This window comes from Bradyrhizobium sp. AZCC 1577, assembly GCF_036924575.1.
In the GTDB taxonomy this organism is placed as follows: Bacteria; Pseudomonadota; Alphaproteobacteria; order Rhizobiales; family Xanthobacteraceae; genus Bradyrhizobium.
In genome coordinates this window covers 2,276,233-2,299,904 of record NZ_JAZHRQ010000001.1, presented here as the reverse complement: position 1 = coordinate 2,299,904, position 23,672 = coordinate 2,276,233, and the positions used below count along the sequence as shown (strand labels likewise).

Genomic DNA, 23,672 nt, shown 5'->3' with positions numbered 1-23,672 from the left:
GTTTTGAGTTACTCTGATGCAAAGACGAAATGCGAAGACGCTAGGTCGCGATGAACGTAAGCAGTTCGGTGTTGACGAGGTCGGCATGGGTCGTGCACATGCCGTGCGGCAGCTTCTCGTGGATTTTGAGCGTGCTATTCTTAAGCAGTTTCGCCGACAGGGGCGCGGAGTCGGCGACGGGGACGATCTGATCGTCTCCACCATGCATGACGAGCGTAGGCACGACGATGCTCTTCAGGTCCTCGCTGAAATCCGTCTCCGAGAATGCCTTGATGCCGTCGTAGTGCGCCTTGGCGCTGCCCATCATGCCCTGGCGCCACCAGTTCCAGACAACCGCCGGTGACGGCTTGGCGTCCGGGCGGTTGTAGCCGTAGAAAGGACCGCTCGCGAAATCGAGATAGAACTGTGTCCTGTTCGCAGCGAGCTGCTGGCGCAGGCCGTCGAACACTTCGATTGGCAAGCCGCCGGGATTGGCCTCCGTCTTTAGCATCAGCGGCGGCACGGCGCCGATCAGGACCAGCTTGGCCACGCGGCCGCTGCCATGCCGCGCGACGTAGCGCGTGGCCTCGCCGCCGCCGGTGGAATGGCCGACATGAATGGCGTTGCGCAGATCGAGATGCTCGACGACCGCGGCGACGTCGGCTGCGTAGTGATCCATGTCGTGGCCATCGCTCACCTGGCTTGAGCGACCGTGACCGCGGCGATCATGGGCGATGACGCGATAGCCCTTGCCGACGAAGAAGAGCATCTGCGTCTCCCAGTCGTCGGAGCTTAGCGGCCAGCCGTGGTGAAAGACGATGGGCTGGGCGGATTTCGGTCCCCAGTCCTTGTAGAAGATCTGTACGCCATCCTTGGTGGTGACGGAGGTCATGGGATCAGTCCTTTGAGCGGGGAATGTCGAAGAGTCTTTTTCCTTACCGGTCGCCGAAGAGGAGCGGACGGTGAGCGAAGTCGCGTAAATGAGCGCGCTTGCGAGCACTTTCCGGCGCGAAGTAGTTGCAAGCTGGCTGATGGATTTGTTCCCGACCATTTTCTTGTCTTCCCTGGTGTTGGCGAATGCTCCGTGATGTCTTAGCGAACCAGTCCGGCGGCTGCGCCAGCGCGATTGCTGTCATCGCAGAGCGATTGCTGTTACCGAAAGCGTCGTCGCCAATCGCTCGGGGTTTCTCCGGTCAGCCGCCTGAACGCCGCGGCGAAGGCGGTCTGGGAGGCATAACCAAGCGCGGCGGCGACCGACACGACCGACGCGTCGGTGTCGCGCAGCATGTTCATGGCCTGCTCGAGTCGGTGCTGGCGCAGCCAGGCATGCGGTGAGAGCCCGGTGCTTTCCTTGAAGGCACGGCAGAAGTGGAAGCGCGACAGGCCGGCGTCCGCAGCCAGCGTCGCGAGCGAGACATCCGCATCGCTATCCGAGCGCAGGCGTTCGATGGCACGGAGCAGTGCCATCGGCGCAAGGCCGCCCACGACCGGCGGGGACACGATCGGCGAGCCGGCGTGCGCCGCCAGTAGACGGTTGGCCAAAAGATCCGTCAGTTGCTGCCTGAACAGGGCATCCAACGCCGCACTGCCCTCAAGCGCATCCGCCGCACTCATGAGCAATCGGGATGTAATGAGGTCGGTGTGCCCCGTTCTTTCCAGGAGATCGCCGGGAGCAGCCAGGTCGGCTTCGCCGGCAACACGTTCGAGCGTTCTGTGCGGAAGGTAGAGCTGAACGACATGCATGGGCTTGTGAATGTCCCACCGGGAGGTCGAACCGGCCGGAATGATCGTCACACCCCCGGGACGCGCCGTTGCAATCGCGGCTGATCTCCCGGTGCGCCGCTCCAGGCGCTGCGAGCCGGCGGGGTAAGTCATGATGACGTGATCAGCCATGGGCTCGACGACGTCGTGCACGGGCTCATGTTTCCAATAGGCGATTGCGCCGCTGGACGGGTCGGAGGCCATGCGAAGGGGCGCGGTCCTGAGCACGCGCGCCATCTCTACATCGGCAGGGCGCCGGTCGGCATCGGGCGACTGGAATTGGCGCGCCTCAGACGCCGCCGACGGATCCTCATGCGAGGAATCGCGCAAGATCGGCTTACTCATGGTTTTGTGCTCGTGTTAGGGGGCCGGGTACGGTATGACGAACAAGCTCCCGCTAGTCGTCATGATCCGGATGGTCAGGTTCTTTTCGTCGCTATCCACGACGAAACGGCAAGCAGACGCGCGGGCCCTGTCTTGCTCGCGATGCGCCGGGCGTCGTGAGTATCGATTTGCGGGCCTTGGTCGTGCCCGTCACTGGCGGAGCCCGGCCAGCCAGTCCTCGAAACGCACGGCGCCGAGCCGGGGATTCTGGCCCGGCGTGAGAGACCGATCGTCCAGTTTTGCTCCGAAATAGCGAGCATGGATGTCGGCGACGACCTTGCGCGGGTCCTTTGTCGCCGCCAGATATTGCCGGGCGAAGTCATCGAGACTGAACGGTTCCGGTCCGGCCAGCTCAACGATGCCGTTGACCGGAACGCCGAGCGTGACGTCGGCCAGGGCGGCAGCGACGTCGTCCGAAGCCACGGGCTGAAACAAGGCAGGCGACAGCCTGACGATTTGTCCATCGGCAGAAGAATCGACGATCCCGCCGACGAACTCGAAGAACTGGGTCGCGCGCAGGATCGTGTAGGAAATCTTCGAGGCCTTGATCAGGCTTTCTTGCACCAGCTTGGCGCGGAAGTAACCGTTTTCCGAAAGGCGGTCGACCCCGACAACGGACAGCGCTACATGATGGCGTACTGAGGCGGCGGCCTCGGCGGCGAGAAGATTGCGGCCTGAGGTTTCGAAGAATTTCAGAACCGCGCGGTCCTCGAAGGAGGGCGAATTTGCAACATCGACGACAATCTCGGCGCCCGAAAGCGCCCTGACGAGACCCTCGCCCGTGATCGTGTTGACGCCCGTACGGGGAGATGCCGCGATCACCTCGTGGCCTTTCTGACGGAGCTTGCTCGCGAGCTTCGTTCCGATGAGCCCGGTACCGCCAATAATGACAATCTTCATGACTTTCCCTCGACTTTCGGGCCACCAATGGCCTTGCTTGTGAAAGCGAGGGGAGATTGCGCCCAAGCTGGCCGAAAAGCCTTGCAGCCATGTTGGATTGCGATTGGATTTATCTTGGAAATTTGTCCAAGCGGCGCGCGGAAGCGCCAATTTCATTTGAAGATTATTGTCTGACGCGGGCAGGCACAAAGACGATTCGGACGCATCCCGGTTGGACCGCGGCTTTTCGATCTTCTGATCTTTCGGGGGGTAGAAGCAGGAGCAAGCGGTGCCGTTACTCCGGCAATCCCGCTCTTCGCAGGCCTTCCACCGCTACCGCGAAATCCTTCGGTTGGACCAGCAGCCAGTCATCGAGTTTGCCAATGCGGAGCGTGGGATCGAGCCGACGCACGTGGTGCATGGCTTGTCGCGCTTCTTCCTCCCGGCCTGCCAGCGCATGGCTTGCGGCCATAAAGGCCGCAACCCGCAGGACATTCGGTACCTCCCGCCATGCCATCTCTAAACAGGCGACAGCCGCATCAAATCGCCCGGAATACAAATGCCCCATTGCGATTCCGGTCTGCATTTGAAATGTCTCCGGATCCAGCGGACTGAGGCGCATGGCACGCGTGAAATATTCGATCGCACTATCATGTCTGCCAAGGGAAATTCGTTGGTACCCGCCGAGGTACCAGATCGTCGAGAGATTGGGATTGAGCACCATGGCCCTATCGACATAGGTGACGCAACTTTCGAGGTCACCGCCAAAATGAGGCCATGCGTGCCCGCCTCTGGTCAGAGCGACCGCGTCATTCTTTCCCAGCGTCACGGCGTGTCGGCACAATCGCGCAGCCTCGTTGCCGTCTGCCTCGCGATCGTTGAGCCAACGATTCATCTTGCGCCAGTAGTAGCACCACGCCGCCATTCCATACGCGGAGGCGAACTCCGCATCGAGCTCGATCGCCTTGTAGAATAGAGGCAATGCCTCATCGAGGCCGGCCCTGCTCGCAAGGTGAAACTTGGTCAATCCACGCAAGTAATAGTCATAGGCGTGGAGGCTTTCGGTCGGCTTTCGGCTCGCACGCTCGATTTCGGCAAGCTCAAGCTGCGGCGCGATCGCACTAACGACGCCTGCGGCGACCGTGTCCTGCAGTTCAAAGATGTCGTCGAGGGTGCCTTCGAAACGCTCGGCCCAGAGATGCACGCCATTGGTCGCATCAATGAGTTGCCCGGTGATGCGCACCCTTGTCGCCACCTTGCGCACGCTGCCTTCAAGCACATATCGCACGCCCAATTCGCGCCCCACCTGTCGGACATCCACGGCCCTGCCCTTGTATGTGAAGCTCGAATTCCGGGCGATAACGAACAGCCAGCGTATCCGCGACAAGGCCAGGATGATGTCCTCAACAACACCATCGGCGAAGTACTCCTGCTCGGGATCACCGCTCAGGTTCTGAAACGGCAGGACTGCAACCGAGGGCTTGTCAGGAAGAGACGGCTCCTGGCGCTCATTCGAGTTAGCCTGCTCCACGTTTCGGACGATGGCGCTATCGGGGCCTCTTGCCTCAACCTCGCCCACGAACCGGAGGCCCTTGCGGGCAATCGTTCGGATCAGGCGCTGTTCCTGGCCGCTATCGCCGATCGCTTTGCGCACCGCGTTGATATGGCTGGTGAGCGTTGATTCAGAGACGATGCGCCCGCTCCACACGGTGTCCAGCAGTTCATCCCTGGTGACGACGCGGTCGCGGGCTTGCACCAGGTAGACCAGCAGGTCGAACACCCTTGGGCCAATTGCAATTGCGGCCGAGCCGCGGGTGAGCTCCCGCCGATTAAGGTCGAGTACGTAGTCGGCAAACAGGAACTGCACCTTGGGCCCTTTGGTCGCATGCGCGGGTGGCGAACACTGCGGCATAGCGCCAAAGCACCACCACCGGCAAGTCAAGGCATTGAGACCACGTTAATAATCGGTAGTATACTTGGATTTCTTGAAGCAGCACGATTCGCTTTCGGTCCTGCGATCGGGCCACAAGGTACACGGGGCGTCTTGTAGACATCGCGCCTCCGAAGCTCGGCCAATTTTGTCCCTTGCGCTCCAGGTCCCTCAAGAGACACGCTCCAGCGGTCATGAGAATTTCCAGTCCTCAGCGAAAAAGGATTGGGCCAATTCGCCGGGATACAACCGCCTAACTACGGTCTCCTCGATAGGAGGCCTTTTTTCCTTTCCGATGTCGCCTGTGACGCGCCTTCTGCGTAATAACCACGCGTTCTACTGCGTAATAACCTGGTAGGCGCCCTCGACGCCCACGCGGCGGTGCGCCAACTGGCCGATAGGCAGAGCAACTATTCAATTCATTGGAGCACGCGCCCATGCCCAAGAATCCATTTACCGATGTCTGGCAGTTCCTGACCGCGACCACCGGCGACTATCTTCAGCTCGGAAACTGGCGCTTTCTGATCCTGGCGCTGTTCTGGGCGCTGCTGCTCGCCGGCATTGCGGTGGCCTTCCAGAATTGGCGGGAGGATCCGGCGCAACGCACCGGCCGACATCTTGGAATCTGGCTGGTCCGGGTCCTGATCGGCTGCATGTGGTTCGAGGGCATGTTGTGGAAACTCCCGCTGCCCGTGTCCGGCGGCCTGCAATACTGGACCGAACAGGAAATGACCCGCGCGGCGTTCGAGTTTCACGGCACCTTCGTGAAGGATATCGTGTTGCCCAACATGAATTTCTTTGGGCCAATTGTTTTTCTTGCCGAGCTTGCGTTCGCCACTTCGATGATCCTCGGGCTTGCGGTACGGTTCGTGGGCGTGCTGGCCCTCGCCTATACGCTGCAACTCTGGCTCGGCATTTATCGGCCGGGCGATCCGGCCGAGTGGCCGTGGTCGTACATGTTCCTGGCCATGCTGATGTTCCTGTTTGTGGTCGAGGGCGCCGGCCGCAGTCTCGGCCTTGATGCCTGGTTGCGCCGCAAAATCCCTACCGTGCGCGATGGGAAGGGACCTATTGGCTGGTTCTTCAACATCGCCGGTTAGTCGTTGTCGTTCTACGTGGGGAGACGAGCATGATGGCACTGGCCCGCGCGGTGACGCTTCTTGTGGGCCTAGGCCTAGGCGCAAGTTGCGGACACGCCGCTGACATTGGCTATCTTGCTCCGCCGGGTGTCCCTGCAAAGGAGTTTCCCGCGCCTCAGCGCCCGGTTGCGCAAATCGTCAGCCCAGGCCGTGCCTCCGAGCAGCACCGCGATTCCCTGAATGAGGCGGGTGAGATCGCCCGCCTTCTTGAACTCAAGCCAGGCATGACCGTCGCCGACATTGGTGCAGGCAGCGGCTACCACACGGTGCGTCTCTCCGGTCTCGTCGGTCCCACCGGCGCCGTCATCGCCCAGGACGTCACGCGAAGTTACCTCATCGCGCTCGCCAGGCGAACGCAACGCCTGAGGCTGACAAATGTCACATTCGCGCTGGGCAAACCACACGACCCGCGCCTTCCCGGCTCCTCGCTCGACGCTGCCATCCTCGTGCACATGTATCACGAAATAGCTCAGCCCTACGCCTTGCTCTACAATCTGGCGCCCGCCTTGAGGTCGGGCGCGCGGGTCGGAATTGTCGACCTCGAGCGTCCGACGTCCGAGCATGGCACGCCGATCGAGCTGTTGCGTTGCGAACTGACCGCCATTGGCTATCGCGAGGTCGCCACACATCAGCTCGCAGGCGACGGCGGATACCTGGCGGTGTTTTCGCCACCGGAGCCACGGGATCGAAAAGCCCCCCGGGACATCGTTGCTTGTCGGGGTGCCGGCACTCGCTGATCTAGCCGTGCCTCTCTCCCGGACCCCTTTGGTGTCGCAGCTCAATTGCGAGGCGAACAAATGTCGTCGAAATCGACCAAGCTGCCTTGATGCCGGCAATGAGATTGCCGGAGACCTTCGATACCCCACCGATCCGGCGCCGCTGCCCCACGGCGATCTCGAGTGCCGGCAAGCGAGCGGCCGCAACCCGCATCAGCATTTCCAGGTTCCAGCCATACGTCTCCTCCTTCATACCGAGATGTCTGAGCTCATCCCGCCGGATGGCGCGAAACGGCGACAGGTCGGTGAAACCTACGCCATAGACGAGGCGCAGGAGCAGCCTGGCGACATGGGCCGCGAGGAGCTGCTGCGGCGCCAGGCTGCCGGATTCGCGTGAACCGCGAACGCGCGAGCCGACAACGAAGATGGCCTGCCCAGCCACGATCGGCGATACAAGATCTGAGATGCGCTCTGCAGGATCACTGCCGTCACCGTCGAGAAAGACCAGAATGTCGGCGTCGTCGCGCACAGCGGCGATGCCTGCCTGGATGGCGCGACCGTAGCCACGTCGCGGCTCGGCAATCACGCGAGCTCCGGCGGCCCGTGCCCGCTCGGCCGTGCGGTCCCGCGAGCCGCCGTCGACAACGACGACTTCACTCACGTTCTGTGCCAGCACTGCAGCTACGACCTGGCCGATTGCCGTTTCCTCGTCGAGGCATGGAATGATCGCCGAAACGACTGGCGGTTGACACAACACGGGCCGCTTCCCGCCGATCCCGTGGGTCACCTCTTTCATAGGCTCCAGCGCAGGCCGCAATTGGCGCAGCTCTTAGGCGGCTTGTCCGATAGCAGGGCCGCACGAAACTCCCGATACGCGGACCCGTTCCAGATGTCGTGTAAGGACTGCTGCCCTGCATGGCCAAGCGTGTAGTTCTCGTAGCCATGTTGCGAAAATGGCGCGATGCAGCATGGCAAGGCGCGGCCATTGGCCGTGAAATACATCAACGACCACGGCCGTCGGCAGAGCGACCACGGCGAACCGTCACCACTGCCCTTTAGGCTCAGTCCCGGCTCGGTTGCGGCGCCCGACGCGCTGAAGGTCACGCCGAGGGAATGCGCCAGATCCTCCGCTTCTTTCAAGTAGGCCGCTTCTGCCTGCGTCAGGCGCTCGAACAGGGCCTGATCCGGTCGCGCCATGCCAATGGCGGATTCAGTGAAGAATACGAGCCGTTGCAGATAAACCTCTTTGACACCGATCTCCGCCGCAACTTTCACAAATGCAGGCAGTTGCTCGACAGTCTCTTTCAGGCCGGTGAGCCAAACGGAAACTTGCGGCCTTGCGAACCCCTCCCGCTCCTGTAGCTCGCGAAATGCGCGAACATTGCGGACAATCCGACCGAAATAATCCCTGCCACGGATCGCCTTGAAGCTCTCGCGGTTTGACGCGTCGAGCGATACACGCAGCTCATCAAGCCCGGCGTCAATCAGAGCACGGCCGTTGCGCTCACTGAGGACCGTTCCATTGGTGTTGAACAAGACGTAAACGCCGCGCTCTTTCAGGTATTTGACCATTCGCGGCAGGTTCGGGACCAGCATCGGCTCGCCAACGCCGTGCAGAACCACGCGCGCCAGATCGGGAAGCTGGTCGACAATCGACGTGAACAAATCCCAGCTCATGTCTGCCGGCGGCTCGAGCTCCTCGTAGGTGCGAGGACAGGTGGTGCACAGCAGATTGCAGCGGTTGGTCACTTCCAGATAAGCGCAGACCGGCGGACGCTGGGCAACCTCGGTGCGCTCGCCCGTGACCGTCTCGTGATAGCGGCGCGGATCGAACGGCGCGCCAGTGCCCTGCACTTCGCCGGAAATGTTCATTGCGATGCCCCGGAATCTGCAGTCCGCTGCATGCGGGCCCTCCACGCCGTAAAGGCGCAAGCCAGGAAAAGACCTCCGAACAGAATTGATTTGCTCACAATTCTCGGAATGTAGAAATCCCAATCGAGCTGTTCGGACAGCAACAGCGCTCCGATCGAAACGGCCCAGGTAGGCGCCGATCCACACAGGGCGACAAACGGCATTATAATGAGAAAATGCCAGGGATAGTTGGGCGACAACAACAGAAGCGTGAGAAGTAACAGCATGTTGATGTCGGCAAGACGGAATGCGATGCTGTGATGAGAGCTGCGGGCCACGGAGAGCCCCGTGAACCAAAGAGCCAGCGCGGCCAGTGCAACGTAGGCGGCAACATCACCTTCATGATAGCCAAACACAAGGCGCCAAAGTGACAACAGCCAGAGATCGTTGCCGCCACTGATCCCCTGTTCTGTCAGATAGCCTTTGGTCAGGAATCCGAGAACTCCCGAGCCGACCGACAGATAGGGAAGATAGCAAAGCGCGACGGTAGCGATCACGACGAGCGGCATCTTAACGTCCCAAGGGCGCCAGATCCCGGCCAGCACCGGCGCCGCATAGGGCTTCACCAGCACCGAAAACGCGATCACGACGGCTCCGCGGAGAGCGTGGCCGGTCAGGGCAATCCACAGGCCCAGCAGCATCAGCGCAACCATCAGCGCGTCGACATGGCCGTTGTTGGCAATCTCCCACACAGGCAGCGGATGCCAGAGATAGGCAACTACGCGCGTCACCGGGCGGTCCATACGCCGCAGCAGGACCACGATCAGTATCACCGTGACGGACTCGCACGCCAGCAGCGCGAGACGCATCGTCGTCACGCTCTCGCCGATCCGCGTGACAATGAGGAAGAAGAATTGCGCCACGGGAGGGTAGATTGTTACGGCGGTATCAGCCCGGTTGATGTGAGGAAAGACCATCCTGTCGCGCAGAAACGCCAGCGACTCATCGGCTGGCATGAAGCGATAAGGATTGATGCCTGCGGCCTGAATCCTGCCATCCCAGACGTAGCGATAGACGTCGCTGGACAGAAGTGGATCGAACAGCAGCACATGAGCTCTCAGCGCGATCCCAAATCCAACGATAAGCCATAGTGCGCGACCAGTTGGCGAACGTTCCGCCAGACCTGTCGCTACGATCGTCAGCAGACCTGCAAGGATGCTCAGAGCAATGAAGGCATTGTCGCCAGCAGCCTCGAAGGCATAAGGAGTCACCAGGGTAAGACCGCTCAAGACAACTCCGATGCCGGCCAACAAGAAAAGTGGAGACATCTTGTGGTCGGAACGCATCAGTCGACCGAATTGCCCGGCGATCGCTCCTGGCATGGACTTCATTGGCTTACCTGCGGCGCGTCCTTCAAAAAGGCCCGGCTCGCCGCGGCAAATCCGCCGCCGCGAAAGCGGGTCGAATGCCCGGCTAGCTCGTCCCGCAGCCACCGCAAGGTTTCGATATCGTCGACATCGTACCATTCCGGTAGCAGGGTCGTAGCAAGCCCGATTTCGGCGGCGCGCTCGCAAGTACTGCGAGCCACGGTTTCCGTTCCCCATGCGATCTGCGTAAACAGGTGCTTGTGCGGGTGCTTCAAGCCGATGAGATAGTAGCCACCGTCGCTTGCTGGCCCAAGCACCATCCGGTCTCCGGGCGCGCGCACGGCCTCAATAGCCTGTACCAGCAAATGGATTGGCAGCGTCGGGCTGTCGCCATTGACGAGCAGGACACAGTCATGTCCGGCGCCCAGGAACGCGCGCGTCGCGCCCAACAACACATGCCCCAAATCGTCGCCAGCCTGTAGCAACAGTCCGAACCCTGCCGGAAGCAGTTGCCGCATGACGTCTTCGGTGCCCGCCGGCGCGTAGATGCCGTAGCCGCGCCTGCCGAGCGCCTCAGGGACCGCCTCGATTGCCGCGGCCACGTCGCGCAAAAAGCAGGCGGACAGCTCGGAAGCGGCAACGTCGCCAATGACCGTCGCAAGTCGCGTCTTTGAGCGGCCGGGCAGCGGCGCCTTGCATACAATCCCGATCGCCGCGACGCTCATGGCAGCCGTGACCGCAGGCGATCGGCGGCGATCGCGATCAACTGCAGCGCGTCATCGCTGCCGTCTGCTTCGCCCTTTTCAAAATCCCCGTCGACGCGCCCCATTTGATTTGTCACATGTGCGAAGCACAGGACGGGCTTTTGCCTGACTTGTGCGAACGCATAGAGCGCGGCTGCTTCCATTTCGACTGCCATCAGATTCCTTTTGACCATGGCGTCGATCGCCGGCTGGGTCTCGCGGAACGGCGCGTCGGTTGTCCAGGTCGCGCCTGTGAGCACCGGCACGGGAAATCCACCGAATGCGCCGTCGAGCGCCGCGATCAATCCGGCATCCGCATCCGAATAGTCGGACGGCGCCATGTAGTGATAGCTGGTGCCTTCGTCGCGCAGCGCGCGTTCGATGATGATGAAATAAGGCGGCGGGCGCGTCGGCACGATCTGCCCGGAGGACGTGACGCTGATCAGGAGCTTGCAGCCCGATGCGAACAATTCCTCGGCGATCAGCACCGCGTACGAGGCGCCGACGGCGCAGCCGACAATTCCGAACTCAATCCCGTCGCGACTGAAGCTGTAGAGCTGCGTGTGATAGCAGGCCCATCCCGCTTCAAGCCGGGCCTCGCCACGGGCGAGCAGGCTGCGCACGATGTCGCCGTCCGGATCGAGGATGCAGATGTTCGGGATGCCGGCGTCAATAATCCGCTTTTGCCTGCGCGCTTCGCGCAGCAGATTTTCCGGCGTGAAGGCGGACGGCTGCGCATAGTGCTTTTGCGCGAGGATGGGCGGGACCCCGCCCTCATTGACTGCCATCACCAGACAAGCCTCGTCACCCGGTTGCCGGTCATTGGTAGCGTTCTCTCCGACAACGGGCAAGTTCTCCGCAACAGCGGGCAAGCGCCGCCAAGGTTTCGGCGACGTCAAAAAAAGATTTCAGGTGGTGTAACAAGATGGCCTTGAAGAACGTAATAACCGCGGCCCGTACTCGCTGCTGGCACGGCAAGGGCTTGCCATGCCCCAAGCCAGTCGTGTTGATCCGATGGTGCGCGTGGCGTAGCATTGGTCGCAAGGGTAGCGGATGCGATATTTTCGAACTTTGGTACGCAACACCTAAGCGTCGAGGGTCGCCATGAATCACGAGACCGCAGTTTCGAATGCCAAAGAAATCGCCGATCGCATTCTCGCACCGGCGGCCAGGCAAAACGACAAGGAAGCTCGATTTTCGTCCGAGGCAATCGCAGCGCTCGGTTCGGCCGGATTGCTGGGGGTCATGCTGCCCACCGAGGTCGGCGGGTCGGCCCTGGGACCGCGGACGTTCGCTGCCGTCGTTGCGACGCTCGCAGAAGCGGACGCGTCCGCCGCGATGGTTTATTTGATGCACATGAGCGCTACCGCAACGATCGCGGCGGCCCGTCCGGGTGCCACGGTTGCGCAGACGCTAAAGGATATTTCAGCCGGAAAACACCTAACTACCCTGGCATTCAGCGAAGCCGGATCGCGCAGCCACTTCTGGGCGCCCGTTTCGCGAGCGAAGCGCAACGCCGCCAACGTGCACCTCACGGCCAAGAAATCATGGGTGACAAGCGCCGGTCACGCACAAAGCTACGTCGTCTCGGCGATCGCGCCTGAAGGGCAGAGCCCAACGGATTCGACCATTTATCTTGTCGCCAGTGACACGGCCGGACTGTCGGTTGCCGGCCCGTGGGATGGTCTTGGGATGCGCGCCAACGCTTCCGCGCCGATGATGCTCGATGATTGCAAGATTGAAGCCGATCTCCAGCTCACGGACGACGGCGCCGGATTCAAGGCGATGCTGGAGGTCGTGCTTCCGCTATTCAACCTCGGAACATCGGCGGTCGCGCTTGGTCTTTGCCGGGCTGCGGTGTCGGGGACGGCAGCACATCTCAACGGCGCTCGCTTCGAGCATTTGGGCCAGACGCTCGGCGAGAGCCTGCCGACGCTCCGCGCACAGCTTGCAACGATGCAGATCGACACCGATGGGCTTGCAGCGCGCATCGACGATCTCGTTGATCATCTTGAGCGCCCCCGAGACACCACTATGCTGCGTGTGCTGGAGAGCAAGGCGGCGGCGGGTGATGTCGCCATCGCCGTCACCTCGGCGGCGATGCGGGCGTGCGGAGGCGCTGCATTTTCCAAGCATCTGGCCATCGAGCGATTGTTCCGCGATGCACATGCAGGCGCCGTCATGGCGCCGACGGGCGATGTGCTGCGCGAGTTCATCGGCAAAGCCGTTTTGGGAATACCGCTGTTCTAGTGGTCCGATCCCAACATTCGCATTCCATTCGAGACCAGGTTTTCGAACGTTGGGATCAAAGACCACTGGCAAACTATGGTGATCGCATTTGGAATATTGAGCCCGAGAAGCGAGATGCAATCATGAGCCGGACGATCTGGGTAGGCGCCGTAGCATATGACCCGAAGGTGGTTGGCATCTGGGAGGGCATGCGACGCTACTTTCACGAGGAAGCGGGCCTCGCCGTCGAGGTGGTGCTGTTTCAAAGTTACGAGGCGCAGGTCGCTGCCCTCCTGGCCTCGCCGAGCGAACGGCTGCCGCGCATCGACATCGGATGGAATACGAACCTCGCCTATATCCAGGCCGATGCCTGGAGCGACCATCGCTGCCGACCGATCGCGATGCGCGACACGGATGTGGGCTGGATGACCAAGATCGTGGCGGTCACTGGCGGCCCGGTGGCGACGCTTGCCGATCTCAAAAGCCGCACCCTCGCTCTCGGCAGCCGCGACAGCGGCCATGCGGCAATCCTCCCGGTCTATTTTCTGCACCGTGAGGGACTGGTTGAGGGGAAGGACTACCAAACGCTGCGCTTCGACAGCGACGTCGGCAAGCACGGCGACACGGGTACAAGCGAGTCCGAGGTCGTTCGCGCGGTGCTCGACGGCCGCGCCGATGCGGGCGCAATCGGCAGCCCATTCTGGAACGCGGTGCGTACCGAGCGTCTCGTGCCGCAAGGTGCGCTGACCGAGATCTGGACCTCGCAGCCCTATAACCACTGCATGTTCACGGCGCGATCGGATCTGGATCCCGCGTTGGAGCAGCAGTTTGCCGAAGCATTATTTGGGATGAGCTACGATAACCCGGCCCATCGTCCTGTGCTCGAAGCGGAAGGGTTGCGCCAATGGATAGCACCGCAGCTTGAAGCGTATGCGCAGTTACGGGAAGCGTCGACGCAGCAAGGTTTCCTAACGCGGCCTTTGGCCTAGCAGCCGAGCCAAAGGCCCGATCCAGCGTTGAGTGAGCTCCGCGCCTTTGTCAGGCGCAATTGAAAATCATCGCCAACCTGCGCTGATGTTCGGATTCGCGATCGAAGGCGCGGCGCACGGCTGCGAAGGATTCGGCGAGCGGAAAGATTTCACGGCTGACCAGCAGGTCGTCATCCTCGGCTCCAACGGGATGCCAAAACACGCCCTCCGCCGTAATCGTCATCTCGGGAACCAGATCTGCCCTTGCCAAAGCGATGCCCTGCGTGGCGGAGCCTCGCAGCGCAATCCGCCTGATCACCCGGTTCTCCTCGCTAATATGATGAGCGTCAAGGAAGCTGCGGAACTCATCGGCCTCTGCGTCAGTCGACACTGTAGCCGCCAAACGCACCCGGAATCCTTCAGCGCGGGCCCGTTCGATTCCCTTCCAGGCGCGTGCCCATGTCCCCTTTCCTCGATGGCTGTCGTGGCGCTCCGGCGTGGGACTGTCGAGACTAATCTGGAAGGTTACGCGCTCGCGCGGCAACGAGCGCAGCGTTGCGAGCCGACTCCCGGCAAACAGCATGCCGTTGGTGAGAACTGTCGTCGGCGCCGCCGCAGCGCACGCGGCAATGATCTCGCCAATATTCGGCAGCATAAATGGCTCGCCGCCGGTAACAAAAATCTCCCTGACGCCGAGCTCCGGTGCCTCGGTGGCGATCTGTCGCACCCGCTCGATACCGAGAGCCCGCCGCGGAGCTTTGGGTGACGAGCGTACGCAACAATAGTCGCAGCTCAGGTTGCAGTCGAAGTTGGTATAAAGCCACAGGCGAGAGCCGACGAGCCGATCTTCTGCGACGTTCTCGGGAGCCTCTCCGTACCGGAGCACCCAACGGGTGCGACCTTTTTCGACGGCTGTGTCGACCAAACTGTTGCGGGTGAAACGACACCATGCCTCGAGCTCGGGGCCGATGCTTGGATCGCCGCTGATCACGGCCACCAGATCGCCTTTACGGATTCGGCGGAGCGCAGCTATCAAATCCGGCAAGAGACCCGAGGCAAATGTCTTGCTGCCGGCATCGAGTTCAACGTTTGCGTTCGTTCTCATGAACAAACCCATGGTCCTACAGACGTTCCGCGCGGACCGCACCAGCTTCGCACCAGAAACGATCTGACCAGAACGCAATGAACAGGATCAATCTCCGACGAAAATGCAGGAAAATCAACGATCGCGTTGTTTGTCCTCCCGCTTATAACAGTCCGGTTGCAGGTCGAGTCCTGCCGGGGCCCACCAGCGATCCCCGCCGCTTCTCGAAACTATGTTTGCTGGACAAGGGAATGCAACGCCTTGACCGCGGCCTCCCGGTTCTCCACAGGGACAAACAGACTGACCGAATGCGGCGACAACACGTAGTTGTCGGGCACGATCCCGTGATGTTCGAGAACCTGCAACGCCCTGAACGGCAATTCCGACGAAACGCCACCGAAGCAGGTGAGACTCACCGAGCTTGAAGCCTCGCGCAGTTTGCGCAGACCCTTGCTTGCCTCCAGCGTGCGCAGCAGGGCGTCGAGCCACTCCGAATCACAGGCCACGGTCATACTGGTTTTTCCCGCGGTGAAGTGTGATGCCAGGAGCTGCGGCCAGGACAGGCTGTTTTGCTTGAGATGCTGCGCGAATTTCTCGAATCCGTGATTGAGATCTTTGGAATCGATTTCCACATGCTCAATGCGAGCCATCGAGTTGACGGCCAGAACCCTTCCGTTTTCCATGTCTGCAACCCCTTTCGTCACTTGCGTGCTGTGTTCAACGCCGCCCCACTGCTTGAGAACCAGAGGCACATCCTGACTTTGCGCCAGCTCTACGCTGCGAAAATGCAGGATCTTTGCACCCCAGAAGCACATCTCGGACAGGGATGCGAAGTCCACTCGCCGCAGCGGCCTTGCATCCGGCACGATGCGCGGATCGGCCGAACAAATTCCGTCGACTTCTTTGATGATTTCACAGCGTTCGGCCTTCAACGCCGCAGCCATCGCAACGGCCGTGGTGTCGCTGCCGCCCCGGCCAAGCGTGGTGATTTCCCGGGTCGCCGGGTTCACGCCCTGAAATCCTGCAAGCACTACGACGCGTCCGCGATCAAGCTCCTCACGCACGCGAATGGGCCGTACATCCAGAATGCGTGCGGAGGAATGGGAGCCGTCGGTCATCACGCCGGCCTGGCTGCCGGTGAAGCTGATCGCGGGCACGCCGAGATCGGAAAGCGCCATGCTCATCAGGGACATGCTGATGCGCTCGCCGGTCGTTAGCAGCATGTCGAGTTCACGGCGATTGGGTGTCGGGCTTACCTGATAAGCCATCTGGATCAATTGGTCGGTGGTCTTGCCCATGGCGGAGACGATCGCCACGACACGATGACCACGGCCGTGCAGGTCGGCGAGACTGCGCGCAACCGCGCGAATTTTCTCCGGTGTTTCTAGGCAGACACCGCCATATTTTTGCACGATGATGGGATGGTTGCGCATCTAACCTCGGTGAGAAGCCTCGCTCGCCTCGCCCATCGAACCGACACCGCCAATCCATGTGCCGACGACTTCAAAATTCGGATTGAAGGCGACAAGGTCCGCGCGGTATCCGGGCGCGATCCGTCCAAGCTCGGACTCAAGGCCCAGAAATGCCGCGGGGGTCCGCGAAGCCATGATGAGGGCATCGACAAGGGAGATTCCGAGCAGCGCAACAGCGTTGCGCACCGCCTCGATCATGGTGAGGTGAGCGCCCGCGAGCGTGCCATCGGGGCCAGTCAGGCGATTTTTGTGCAACGTGATCTGCCTTCCTTGCAGCATGAATTGCCGGTCGTTCGTGCCCGCCAGTGGCATGGCATCGGTGACCAGCATCAATCGATCGCGCCCCTTGCAGCGGAAAGCAATACGCAAACCGGTGCGGTCAACGTGGATGCCGTCGCAGATGATCCCTGCAAACAGCCGGTCATCCCCAAGCGCCGCGCCCACCAAACCCGGCTCCCGGGCGTTCAACTGCGACATGGCATTGAACAGATGGGTGACCCCCGAGATACCGCGATCGACCACCTGCCCGATTTCGGCTGCGGTGGCGTCGCTGTGGCCGGCCGCGATACGCAATCCGGCGCCGATCAATTCATCGATCATGGATGCGGGCACGCATTCCGGGGCCAAGGTCACAATGGAGCGGCCGCGGCCCCCAAAACTTTTGATCGCGGCGAGATCGCGCCGATCGGGCACGCGTATCTCGGCTTCCGGATGAATGCCCTTGCGAGACCTGTTGAGGGCCGGTCCTTCCAGATGAAAGCCGAGAACGCCGGGAATCTTCAGACAAGCCTGGGCGACTGCAGCCAATCGCTCGATGACCTCGCTGCGATCGGTGATGAGGGTCGGCAAGCAGCCCGTGGTCCCCGCCTTGCGGTGCGCCTCGACGATGCGTCGAACGCCAGCCTCCGTCGGCTGGTCGTTGAGAAGAACGCCCCCGCCTCCGTTCACCTGGATGTCGATGAATCCGGGTGCAAGGATCGCGTCTGCGGGAAGACGGATTGAGGCGCGCGCCTCCGCCTCGCCGAAGGTGACGCTTTCAATCCGCCCCTGCGAGATCCTGACCGACCCCGGCCCGCGCATCTCGGCACCATCAAAGATGTGCTGCGCGGCAATGGTGAGAGAGGAAGAACCTGCGTGGCCCATCAGCATTGATCCGACAATGGTAGTCACGGACTCGTGAGACGAGTCCCGTACAAGACTTCATATGTACACCAAGGCGCTTTGGGAGGACCCGGAGCGAAACCTTCGCGTTAACTTTCCATGGGAACAAAGGATACCACGTATCTCGGCATTGATGGCGGCGGAACCCGCTGCCGCGCCCGGATCGAGGACGAAAACGGCAGGGTACTCGGTGCAGCAAGCTCGGGACCTGCCACGACGCGGATTGGCTTCGAGAAGGCCTGGCGGTCCATCATGGAGGCCACTGAAGCGGCAGCCGCACAGGCCGGACTGACGCACGAGGATTTCGCGCGGATGCACGCCGGAATTGGCCTTGCCGGTCTTGGTCGCCGGGGTGCGGAAGCGGCACTCAACAAGATCGCGCATCCCTTTGCCTCCGTCATCTTCATCAGCGACGGCCTAGCGGCCTGTCTCGGCGCCCATAGCGGCGCGGACGGGGCCATCGTGGTAGCCGGCACAGGCTCGGTGGGTGTCGGCCTCATCGATGGCCGCGAAATCCGTATCGCCGGTTACGGCTTTCCCGTGTCGGATGAAGGCAGCGGTGCCGATATCGGCCTGCAGGTTGTTCGACTGGCGTTGCGGGCCGCGGATCGACGCGGCGAGCTGACCCCATTGCTTTCAGAGGTGCTGGGCGCATTCGATCATGATCCTTATCAGGCGGTGGCCTGGTCTGAAGAAGCCAGGGCCACAGACTACGCTGCGTTCGCGCCGATCGTGATGCGGCACGCCAATCAGGGCGATCCGGTCGGCCGACGCATTGTGGAACGCGCGGCCGATGCCATTGGCGATCTGCTCGATCTGTTTCTGGCGAGAGGAATTGACCGGCTCTCGCTGGTGGGCGGGCTCGCGGATGCCATTACGCCGTGGCTGACGCCCGACCTGCGTGCCCGCCTGAGGTGTCCCGACGCCGACGCGGCGGCCGGCGCGTTACTGGTTGCGCGAGGGCGGCTTGACCTGCCCAAGAGAGAACTGCCCGAGAGAGAAGCTGACCAGGAACAGGCTTCAAAGTTCCGCGTTTGATGGCGCATGGATCAACGATATGGCCACCGAAGAAGTCGATCCCCGCTTTGCCGATCTTGATGCATGGCCGCTGACGTCAGCGATGGAAGCGATGTGGGAGGGCCAGCTTGCGGCAGTCGCGGCGATCGGCCATGCCCTTCCCGCGATCACCGCGGCGACCGAAGCGGCCAAGGCGGCGCTGGGCGATCGCGGACGCATTGTGTATGTCGGCGCCGGCACCTCGGGCCGCGTGGCGGTCCAGGACGGTGCCGAGCTGATGCCGACCTTCGCCTGGCCCAACGAGCGCGTCCGCTTCATCGTCGCCGGCGGCGACAGCGCGTTCGTCAGCAGCATCGAGGGCGCGGAGGATGATGTCGATGATGCGGTCACGCAGATCAATGCCGCGCGGCTCACAGCGCACGACGTGGTGATCGCCGTTGCCGCCAGCGGAACGACGCCATTCACGGTCGCGGCGCTGCAGCAGGCAGGCTCTTTCGGTGTAGTGACGATCGGTGTCGCCAACAATCCCGGCACCGTATTGCTGGCATCGGCAAAGTTTCCGATCTTGATCGAGACCGGCCGCGAGCTGATCGCCGGCTCCACGCGGATGAAGGCGGGCACCGCACAGAAGATTGTGCTCAACCTGATCTCCTCAGGGATCATGCTGCGCCTTGGCCGGGTGTATCGTGGCATGATGGTGAACATGCAGCCGACCAATGCCAAACTGAAGCGGCGCGCCGAGGCCATGGTGGCGCAAATCGCGCACTGTGATCCGTCGCACGCGGCACGCTCGCTTGAGCAGGCCGAGGGAGACATCAAGACGGCAGGCCTTCTGGCGTTGGGTCTCGACAGGGTTGATGCCGAGACCATTCTGAAAAGCTGTGACGGCAACCTTCGGCGCGTGTTTGCCGAGCTCGCCAAGGATCGCAACCGGCATCCCAAGGAAGCGGCGCCACGCAAGCAAGGCGGAGCGGTTGAGCCGTGACGACATCCGCGATGGCGAGCGAAATCGGCGAAAGCGCGGACGTTGTCGCCAAAATCGTTCGTAACCGCCCCGCCACCCGCGACATCGCGCAGCGGATCGGGATTAGCTCTGCCCCCCTGTGCGTCGTGTGCGGCCGGGGAAGCTCTGGGCATGCCGGGGTTTTCTTGAGGTACCTTGTCGAGACGCGGCTTCGCCTTGCCGTTTCAGCCAGCGCTCCTTCGGTGATCACGGCATTTCGCACGCCCTTGATGCTGCGCCATGCGCTGTTCATCGTGATCTCCCAATCCGGGCGCAGCCCGGATCTTGTCGCGGCGACGAGGTCGGCGCGCGCCGCGGGCGCCCGCACCATCGCCATCGTCAATGCGACGCCCTCGCCGGTGGCCGACGAAGCGGAGTTCGTCGTTCCGATCGGAGCCGGCCAAGAGCACTCCGTAGCGGCGACCAAGACCGTGATTGGCTCGATGGCTGCTAGCGCCGAACTTGTTGCCGAACTGGCGGAAGATCGTGCGCTGCGGTCGGCCCTCGACAGGCTGCCCGAGCGCCTGCACCGCGCGCTGGCGCTCGACTGGTCCGAGATTGCCGATGATCTAGCCAAGGCATCAGCCGTGTTTGTGGCGGCGCGGGGCTTGGGCCTGGGCTCGGCGCGGGAGATCGCGCTCAAACTTTCGGAAATCCTGCGCCTGCCTTCCATTGGTCTCAGCGCCGCCGAGCTGCAGCATGGGCCGCGCGCCGCGTTATCATCGCGCACGCCGGTCGTCATGATGCGCCTCATGGATGAAACGGCGGCCACGGTGGACGCGCTGGCAGAAGAGTTGCGCGAGCAAAAGATCGCGCTGCATCTATGCGGCGGACCGCATGGCTCGCTGCCCTGGTTGGCCGAGGATGACCCCGCCACCGACCCGATCACTATGCTCGTTCCGGCCTATCGGATGATCGAGCAGGCGGCGCGCGCCTGCGGATTTGATCCCGATCGTCCCCCTCGCCTGAGCAAGATTACCGAGACGTTTTGACAGCAACTGATCGCTGGCTGGCGACCGAAGCCGGGCACCGCCGCACGCTACAGGTGAAGTCGAAGCTGTTACGCCCATCGAGCAGATAGACGATTCGTTCGTAGCTCTATGGACAAGCTCTATCTGACGCAATTGTCCGGAGGTATTTTCCCGGCAAAGCGGTCAGTCATCCAGTTCACCGCCGCCATCGTGCTCGCTTGCGCGGCGCGCGCGTGGCCGATACCGGACAGCATGACCATCCTCACCTTGCTGCCGGCCTTGCACAGCTTGTCCATGTAGACCTGGGTGACCGCGGGCTGGATGATCTGGTCGTTGGTCCCCTGCGCTAGAAAGATGGGGATATCAGGAGAGAGCACGCCGGTGCTGTTCTGTTGAAGAAGCGAGCGCCAAGGTTCGGCCTTGGTCGGATCTTGCACCGTCAGGAAATATTGCTCGAGCGGCCTCCCTGTTCTCTGCCTGACGATCAGGTCGAAAGGCCCTTCGATGCATTCTTGCGCCAGCCTGTCGATCGCGGGCATGGCGCGCGGATCGATGACGTTGTCGATGACGGCTCCGTAGACGCGGTGCCACGACCATAGCGTCATCGCCGTGATGTTCTTGCCGCCGATCGAGTTGATATCGTCGCTCATCAGCTTTGCGAGGTCGGTTGCCGGCGCCGCAGCAGCGACGCCGAGAAGCCTCAGCTCAGGGGCGTAAGCCTTTGCCATCATCCCGGCGAAGAGCGCGGCTTGCCCGCCTTGCGAATGTCCCCACACTGTGAAGTCCTTGCCCTCGCCTGCGCGGGGAAGGGAGCGTGCCGCGCGCACGATATCGATCACGGCGCGACCTTCGCTCTCACCAACCAGATAAGGATGCGGGCCCGGCGTGCCGAGCCCCGGATAATCAGTCGCCGCCACGACGAAGCCACGAGAGATCATCGAGCGAAGGCCCTGGATCTGCTGAAACAGAAAAATGGCAAGCGACGGCGCGCAGCGCGGGACGATACCCGATGTAGGATGTGCCCAAGCAACGATCGGACGACCGCCTGGCGGGGGCGCGCCTTGCGGAACAACGACGACGCCGGACACAAAGATCGGCCGACCATTCAGCCCCGTCGACCGATAGAGCACGCGATAGGTGGAGGCGCCGAGCGGAGCGCCATCCATCGGATCCTGCCGCACCAAGGTCCCCGGGGCACCGGCGAGCAACGATTCCGGCGCATCATAGAATGCCGTCTGGGCCGACGCTATTCGCGCCAAGCCAAAGATAGCCGCGGCGACGAGCGCCTTCGGCATCCATTTGCCCCGCCAGCGGCCAACGGAATTGAAGCATCGCATGGTCCAACCCACGTGCTCACAGTCCGTAAAGTATCTTCAGACCGCCGCTGGCATGAAGGGCAATCAGGATGCCTTCGCGCAGCAACTGCACCTTTTCGAGCCTTGCCGAGTCGAGGTGGCCCTCCATGCGAAAGCCCTCCTTCAGCGGGCGCGTCAGGCGTTCGTTCGCCGCCATGAGCAGGTTCTGGTAGGAGATGCCGTAGTCGAGATTAGCGACATTCCTCAATTGCGCCGCTAGCTGTTGCACGGCAGATCCAATCTGGCTGTCGTCTGATGAAGTTGTCAGGTCGATTTCGGAGAGGCCGACGGTCTTATTGTTCGTATCGACTTTTGGCGTGGTGGAGAGATAGGTCCATTGGCCCGCGCTAGAATCGGTATCCGAGCTCTTTGCAATACGCAGGCCGATCACAAGTTTACCCGACGACGGATAAACCTGAACCTCGCGCACGGACGTGTCCTGCGCCGGCAAGGCTGTGATCGCCTGGCTTATCTTGTCCTTGAGCGTGTCGTAGTTGATGCGGACGGGAAGAATGACATCGAAGGTGCCCGGCTCGGCCACCGCGGTGCCGAGCGGCGGAAGCGCCGTTGCCGCGACAGCCGGCGGCTGCTGCCCGATTACGGTTTCGGCGGAACCGGCAAGCTCAAGCGATCCCCACAATAGCTTGGCATTGGCGCGGACACCCGCGAAAGCAGCGCTCTGCGGGGTCACTTGCAGCCAGGCCGGCGGATCGTCCGCGAGCTTGATGGGTTCAAACGCGTGACGCCACGCCGTCTCCGCCTTGCCGTGCAGGCCGAGTGCGCGCGCCGCCGCCAGCGCCCGCGACCGGATGTGGCCCAACTGCGTCCGGATGTTGGGCTCGACGTAGGGTGCAAGGTCAAACTCGCGGCCGAGCACGTGAAGGTAGGGATGTTCGCTCCAGTGGAAGGAGTCACTGATGTTTAGCTGGAGCGACCCGTCCCGCCGCAGCTCGGGGCGCGCTTCAACCTCGATCGTCGCGCGCGCCTCGGTGTCGCCGCGAATACGCGCCGTGAAGCGATTGGCTCCCTGGCCCTCGGCGGCGCCATATATAGAGACCGCTCCGAAGACGCGGTCGCCCCGACCATACAGCGAGACCGGGCTAGTCCGGTCGACAAAACCCCAGACGTCGCAATTGGCGTTGATGCGGAAGATGAAAACACGACGATGAACGCAATTGACGCGCTCGTCGATGGTGGCAAGCCGCTTTGGAATATCCCGCTCGATCGCCGCAGCGAGAGCCGGCAGGCCGAACTCGACCGTCGCAGAGATGCGCGAAGTCGTTACGAGCGGCGTTGCTGCGTCCGGGCTCAGCGCCGGCTTATCGGCGCCGAACGCGATCGACGGGAGCGCCCCAAGAGCGAGCGCGGCCAGGCGGGCTATGCCCATGCGTGATCTATTCGCGATCGAATCGTATTGCGACTGATATGTGCGTGACGGATGAGTCATTTTAGTGCTCCAGTTTCAGGAAAAACCAGAACCACAGTCGAAACTCAGTGCGCTCGCTAGCAACAAGGCCCTATGCGTTAGGGCTTCACGAATGGCGGAAGCTGTTTCACGATCCGGCTCGGCAAGCTGGCAGCTCCCGCGATCTCCAAGATCGAGCTACCTCCATCCTGTCCGTTTTCGACAAGTGTTGGGCGGATCCGACCCCACCAGCTCGAG

The 23,672-nt window shown here is 62.1% G+C and carries 21 protein-coding genes; 7 read left to right on the top strand and 14 right to left on the bottom strand.

Translation table 11 applies throughout. From position 1 onward, the window contains the following. Positions 1-40: 40 nt before the first annotated feature. The 4 genes from V1278_RS10785 to V1278_RS10770 form a co-directional block, all read right to left on the bottom strand. Positions 41-871: an alpha/beta fold hydrolase gene (locus V1278_RS10785; protein ID WP_334380691.1), complete on the bottom strand. Its 831-nt coding sequence runs from the start codon at positions 869-871 to the stop codon at positions 41-43. 260 nt (positions 872-1,131) lie between these two features. Continuing rightward, on the bottom strand, positions 1,132-2,085 hold the full coding sequence (locus tag V1278_RS10780) for a helix-turn-helix domain-containing protein (RefSeq protein WP_334380690.1): 954 nt from the start codon (positions 2,083-2,085) through the stop codon (positions 1,132-1,134). 189 nt (positions 2,086-2,274) lie between these two features. Beyond that, positions 2,275-3,024 carry an SDR family oxidoreductase gene (locus V1278_RS10775; protein WP_334384147.1) on the bottom strand — a complete coding sequence of 250 codons (750 nt, stop codon included), beginning with the start codon at positions 3,022-3,024 and terminating at the stop codon, positions 2,275-2,277. A 274-nt stretch (positions 3,025-3,298) separates the two neighbouring features. After that, entirely contained in the window at positions 3,299-4,870 is a 1,572-nt protein-coding gene (locus tag V1278_RS10770) for a winged helix-turn-helix domain-containing tetratricopeptide repeat protein (RefSeq protein WP_334380689.1), read from the bottom strand. A 500-nt stretch (positions 4,871-5,370) separates the two neighbouring features. Between V1278_RS10770 and V1278_RS10765 the strand changes: the two genes are divergently transcribed. Together V1278_RS10765 and V1278_RS10760 are read left to right on the top strand one after the other, a co-directional pair. Beyond that, a complete protein-coding gene (locus V1278_RS10765) occupies positions 5,371-6,033 on the top strand; it encodes a DoxX family protein (protein WP_334380688.1) in 663 nt (220 codons plus the stop codon). Positions 6,034-6,062: 29 nt separating this feature from the next. Beyond that, positions 6,063-6,809 (top strand): class I SAM-dependent methyltransferase, encoded by a 747-nt coding sequence (locus V1278_RS10760; RefSeq protein ID WP_334364670.1) that lies wholly within the window; start codon positions 6,063-6,065, stop codon positions 6,807-6,809. A 1-nt stretch (position 6,810) separates the two neighbouring features. Here the strand turns inward: V1278_RS10760 and V1278_RS10755 are convergent, their stop codons facing one another. The 5 genes from V1278_RS10755 to V1278_RS10735 are packed head-to-tail and all read right to left on the bottom strand — an operon-like array spanning position 6,811 to position 11,537. Then, the gene (locus V1278_RS10755; protein ID WP_334380687.1) at positions 6,811-7,605 is read right to left on the bottom strand and encodes a glycosyltransferase family 2 protein; all 795 of its coding nucleotides are present in this window, start codon (positions 7,603-7,605) and stop codon (positions 6,811-6,813) included. After that, a complete protein-coding gene (locus V1278_RS10750; protein WP_334364672.1) occupies positions 7,581-8,660 on the bottom strand; it encodes a radical SAM protein in 1,080 nt (359 codons plus the stop codon). Before V1278_RS10750 ends, V1278_RS10755 begins: the two co-directional genes overlap by 25 nt. Continuing rightward, positions 8,657-10,030, bottom strand: coding sequence for a glycosyltransferase 87 family protein (locus tag V1278_RS10745; protein ID WP_334380686.1), 1,374 nt, complete (start codon positions 10,028-10,030; stop codon positions 8,657-8,659). Before V1278_RS10745 ends, V1278_RS10750 begins: the two co-directional genes overlap by 4 nt. Then, positions 10,027-10,731 carry a TIGR04282 family arsenosugar biosynthesis glycosyltransferase gene (locus tag V1278_RS10740; protein WP_334380685.1) on the bottom strand — a complete coding sequence of 235 codons (705 nt, stop codon included), beginning with the start codon at positions 10,729-10,731 and terminating at the stop codon, positions 10,027-10,029. Before V1278_RS10740 ends, V1278_RS10745 begins: the two co-directional genes overlap by 4 nt. Further along, positions 10,728-11,537: a nucleoside phosphorylase gene (locus tag V1278_RS10735; protein WP_334384146.1), complete on the bottom strand. Its 810-nt coding sequence runs from the start codon at positions 11,535-11,537 to the stop codon at positions 10,728-10,730. The genes V1278_RS10740 and V1278_RS10735 overlap by 4 nt, the downstream gene beginning before the upstream one ends. 316 nt (positions 11,538-11,853) lie before the next feature. Here V1278_RS10735 and V1278_RS10730 point away from each other — a divergent pair, with 316 nt between their 5' ends. Then, a complete protein-coding gene (locus V1278_RS10730; RefSeq protein ID WP_334364675.1) occupies positions 11,854-12,999 on the top strand; it encodes an acyl-CoA dehydrogenase family protein in 1,146 nt (381 codons plus the stop codon). A gap of 122 nt (positions 13,000-13,121) precedes the next feature. After that, entirely contained in the window at positions 13,122-13,967 is an 846-nt protein-coding gene (locus V1278_RS10725; RefSeq protein WP_334380684.1) for a phosphate/phosphite/phosphonate ABC transporter substrate-binding protein, read from the top strand. Between the two features lie 49 nt (positions 13,968-14,016). Here the strand turns inward: V1278_RS10725 and V1278_RS10720 are convergent, their stop codons facing one another. The 3 genes from V1278_RS10720 to nagA form a co-directional block, all read right to left on the bottom strand. Continuing rightward, on the bottom strand, positions 14,017-15,129 hold the full coding sequence (locus V1278_RS10720) for an Rv1681 family radical SAM protein (protein WP_334380683.1): 1,113 nt from the start codon (positions 15,127-15,129) through the stop codon (positions 14,017-14,019). 131 nt (positions 15,130-15,260) lie between these two features. Beyond that, positions 15,261-16,463: an aspartate kinase gene (locus V1278_RS10715; RefSeq protein ID WP_334380682.1), complete on the bottom strand. Its 1,203-nt coding sequence runs from the start codon at positions 16,461-16,463 to the stop codon at positions 15,261-15,263. Further along, positions 16,464-17,645: an N-acetylglucosamine-6-phosphate deacetylase gene (gene nagA / locus V1278_RS10710; RefSeq protein ID WP_442893772.1), complete on the bottom strand. Its 1,182-nt coding sequence runs from the start codon at positions 17,643-17,645 to the stop codon at positions 16,464-16,466. A 117-nt stretch (positions 17,646-17,762) separates the two neighbouring features. Between nagA and V1278_RS10705 the strand changes: the two genes are divergently transcribed. From V1278_RS10705 to V1278_RS10695, 3 genes are read left to right on the top strand one after another with little or no spacing between them, the layout of a single operon-like run. Beyond that, positions 17,763-18,701, top strand: a complete 939-nt coding sequence (locus V1278_RS10705) for a BadF/BadG/BcrA/BcrD ATPase family protein (protein WP_334364680.1) — start codon at positions 17,763-17,765, stop codon at positions 18,699-18,701. A 19-nt stretch (positions 18,702-18,720) separates the two neighbouring features. Then, entirely contained in the window at positions 18,721-19,665 is a 945-nt protein-coding gene (locus V1278_RS10700; RefSeq protein ID WP_334380681.1) for an N-acetylmuramic acid 6-phosphate etherase, read from the top strand. 11 nt (positions 19,666-19,676) lie between these two features. Further along, on the top strand, positions 19,677-20,675 hold the full coding sequence (locus tag V1278_RS10695) for an SIS domain-containing protein (RefSeq protein ID WP_334364682.1): 999 nt from the start codon (positions 19,677-19,679) through the stop codon (positions 20,673-20,675). 119 nt (positions 20,676-20,794) lie between these two features. Here V1278_RS10695 and V1278_RS10690 read toward each other — a convergent pair whose 3' ends face one another. Both V1278_RS10690 and V1278_RS10685 read right to left on the bottom strand, forming a co-directional pair. Next, positions 20,795-21,949, bottom strand: a complete 1,155-nt coding sequence (locus V1278_RS10690) for an alpha/beta fold hydrolase (protein WP_334380680.1) — start codon at positions 21,947-21,949, stop codon at positions 20,795-20,797. A gap of 58 nt (positions 21,950-22,007) precedes the next feature. Beyond that, positions 22,008-23,396, bottom strand: a complete 1,389-nt coding sequence (locus V1278_RS10685; protein WP_334380679.1) for a DUF4403 family protein — start codon at positions 23,394-23,396, stop codon at positions 22,008-22,010. Between the last annotated feature and the right edge of the window lie 276 nt (positions 23,397-23,672).

What these genes read in the sequence shown, in the direction of transcription:
- V1278_RS10785 (WP_334380691.1), bottom strand. Translation starts at nt 871, where the DNA reads ATGACCTCCGTCACCACCAAGGATGGCGTACAGATCTTCTACAAGGAC.
- V1278_RS10780 (WP_334380690.1), bottom strand. Translation starts at nt 2,085, where the DNA reads ATGAGTAAGCCGATCTTGCGCGATTCCTCGCATGAGGATCCGTCGGCG.
- V1278_RS10775 (WP_334384147.1), bottom strand. Translation starts at nt 3,024, where the DNA reads ATGAAGATTGTCATTATTGGCGGTACCGGGCTCATCGGAACGAAGCTC.
- V1278_RS10765 (WP_334380688.1), top strand. Translation starts at nt 5,371, where the DNA reads ATGCCCAAGAATCCATTTACCGATGTCTGGCAGTTCCTGACCGCGACC.
- V1278_RS10760 (WP_334364670.1), top strand. Translation starts at nt 6,063, where the DNA reads ATGATGGCACTGGCCCGCGCGGTGACGCTTCTTGTGGGCCTAGGCCTA.
- V1278_RS10750 (WP_334364672.1), bottom strand. Translation starts at nt 8,660, where the DNA reads ATGAACATTTCCGGCGAAGTGCAGGGCACTGGCGCGCCGTTCGATCCG.
- V1278_RS10745 (WP_334380686.1), bottom strand. Translation starts at nt 10,030, where the DNA reads ATGAAGTCCATGCCAGGAGCGATCGCCGGGCAATTCGGTCGACTGATG.
- V1278_RS10740 (WP_334380685.1), bottom strand. Translation starts at nt 10,731, where the DNA reads ATGAGCGTCGCGGCGATCGGGATTGTATGCAAGGCGCCGCTGCCCGGC.
- V1278_RS10735 (WP_334384146.1), bottom strand. Translation starts at nt 11,537, where the DNA reads ATGGCAGTCAATGAGGGCGGGGTCCCGCCCATCCTCGCGCAAAAGCAC.
- V1278_RS10730 (WP_334364675.1), top strand. Translation starts at nt 11,854, where the DNA reads ATGAATCACGAGACCGCAGTTTCGAATGCCAAAGAAATCGCCGATCGC.
- V1278_RS10725 (WP_334380684.1), top strand. Translation starts at nt 13,122, where the DNA reads ATGAGCCGGACGATCTGGGTAGGCGCCGTAGCATATGACCCGAAGGTG.
- V1278_RS10715 (WP_334380682.1), bottom strand. Translation starts at nt 16,463, where the DNA reads ATGCGCAACCATCCCATCATCGTGCAAAAATATGGCGGTGTCTGCCTA.
- nagA (WP_442893772.1), bottom strand. Translation starts at nt 17,645, where the DNA reads ATGGGCCACGCAGGTTCTTCCTCTCTCACCATTGCCGCGCAGCACATC.
- V1278_RS10705 (WP_334364680.1), top strand. Translation starts at nt 17,763, where the DNA reads ATGGGAACAAAGGATACCACGTATCTCGGCATTGATGGCGGCGGAACC.
- V1278_RS10700 (WP_334380681.1), top strand. Translation starts at nt 18,721, where the DNA reads ATGGCCACCGAAGAAGTCGATCCCCGCTTTGCCGATCTTGATGCATGG.
- V1278_RS10695 (WP_334364682.1), top strand. Translation starts at nt 19,677, where the DNA reads ATGGCGAGCGAAATCGGCGAAAGCGCGGACGTTGTCGCCAAAATCGTT.
- V1278_RS10690 (WP_334380680.1), bottom strand. Translation starts at nt 21,949, where the DNA reads ATGCCGAAGGCGCTCGTCGCCGCGGCTATCTTTGGCTTGGCGCGAATA.
- V1278_RS10685 (WP_334380679.1), bottom strand. Translation starts at nt 23,396, where the DNA reads ATGGGCATAGCCCGCCTGGCCGCGCTCGCTCTTGGGGCGCTCCCGTCG.